This is a genomic window from Streptomyces sp. SID5910 (assembly GCF_009862125.1).
In the GTDB taxonomy this organism is placed as follows: domain Bacteria; phylum Actinomycetota; class Actinomycetes; order Streptomycetales; family Streptomycetaceae; genus Streptomyces.
The window spans coordinates 1-1,639 of the sequence record NZ_WWHX01000650.1; the positions used below are offsets into that span (position 1 = coordinate 1).

The following is a 1,639-nucleotide window of genomic DNA, read 5'->3' on the forward strand; positions in this document are numbered from 1 at the left end:
ACCAGCGCAGGAGTGACGACCACGGTCCTGGAGGCCGCCCATGGCGTGGGCGGCCGGATGGCGACCGAGAAGGTCGACGGATTCCGGCTCGACAGGATCGGACAGCTGCTCTCCACGGCGTATCCCGAACTGCGCCTCACCCCCGGGCTCGACGGCCTCGCGCTGCTGCCGTTCGCGCCCGGGGTGCTGCTGCACAGCGAGGGACGCCACCACCGCGCGGGCGCCCCGGTCGCCGCGCGGGGCGCGAGGGGCGCACTCCATACGGTGCGCGCCTTTGCGAGCGCCCCCAGGGCCGGTTCAGCGCCCCGGCGTAGTGTTCCCGCCCCCCGGGTGCCGGGACGGCCCGTGGCCGCCCCCCGGCCGCGCCCGGGCGCCCCGCTGGGCACCGCCGTCGACCAGGCCCGGCTCGGCGCCGCGCTGACCCGCCTCGCGAACACCCCCGTCGAACGACTGCTGGCCCGCCCGGAGCTGCCCGCCGCCCAGGCGCTGGCGGCCCGCGGGCTGCCCGCCCGCACGGTCGACGGCTTCCTGCGTCCGCTGCTCGCCGCCCTGCTGCACGACCCGGACCTGACCACCTCCAGCCGGTGCGCGGACCTCGCGCTGCGCGCCTTCGCGAGCGGACGGCCGGTGCTGCCCGAGGGCGGGGCGGAGACCGTGCCGGAGGCGCTGGCGCGGACGCTGCCGCCGGGCACCGTGCACACCGGCGTCCGGGTCACCTCGGTCGCCACCAACGCGGTGACCACCGCCGAGCACGGCGTCATCCGCTGCCGGGCCGTCCTGGTAGCGACCGACGCCCGCGCCGCCGCCGAGCTGCTGCCGGGACTGCGGGTGCCGGACTTCCATCCGGTGACGGTGGTGCACCACACGACCGACGAGCCCCCGGCGACCGGCGCGTCCCTGCTGCTCGACGCGGACCGCGGCGGGCCGGTCGCCCACACGGCGGTGGTCAGCCACGTGGACCCGTCGCGCGCGCCGGCCGGCCGCGCCCTGGTCTCCTCGACGGTCCTCGGCCCCGTCCCGTCCGACGTCGACGCCGCCGTACGCATCCACCTGGCCCGCCTCTACGGGGTGCCGACGGGCCGCTGGGAGACCCTGGCCGTGCACCACACGGCCGAGGCGGTGCCCGCCATGCGCCCGCCGCACGACCCGCAGCGGCCGGTGCGGCTGCTGGCCGGCCTGTACGTGTGCGGCGACCACCGCGACACCAGCACCGTCCAGGGCGCGCTGCACTCGGCCCACCGGGCGTCGGCGGCCATCCTGACGGACCTGGGCGCGGGCCGCCCGATGCACACGGCCGAGCCACTGCCCACGGCGCGGGCCGCCTAGCCGGCGCCGTCACTGCAGGGCCGCCACCTTGTCCCGGTAGCCCCGCACGGGTGCCGCGTCCCGGTACGGCTCCAGGCGCCGTTCGAAGTCGCGCACGTACTCCGCCGCCCGTACCGACCGCATCTCGGCCGCCTGTCCGGCCGCCTCGGCGGCCAGCTGGCAGGCCTGGTCGAGCTCGCCCAGGCCGAGACGGGCGGTGGCGAGGACGACCCGGCAGAACAGCCGGCTGCGGGCGTACGCCGGAGCGCGCAGTTGCAGGGAGCGCTCCGCGTGCTGGGCGGCGGCGCGGAACTGCTGGAGGTCGCGGTGGCAG

At 78.2% G+C, this 1,639-nt stretch carries 2 protein-coding genes; one reads left to right on the forward strand and one right to left on the reverse strand.

Annotated elements, in window-relative coordinates:
- Nucleotides 1-1,326: NAD(P)/FAD-dependent oxidoreductase (locus tag GTW67_RS22870; protein WP_161166684.1), on the forward strand; the 1,326-nt coding region annotated here is incomplete at its 5' end.
- Nucleotides 1,327-1,335: 9 nt separating this feature from the next.
- On the opposite strand, the gene GTW67_RS22875 is transcribed toward GTW67_RS22870, so the two are convergent.
- Nucleotides 1,336-1,639 (reverse strand): NsdA family TPR-like regulatory protein (locus tag GTW67_RS22875; RefSeq protein WP_524539812.1); only part of this gene is annotated, 304 nt, incomplete at its 5' end.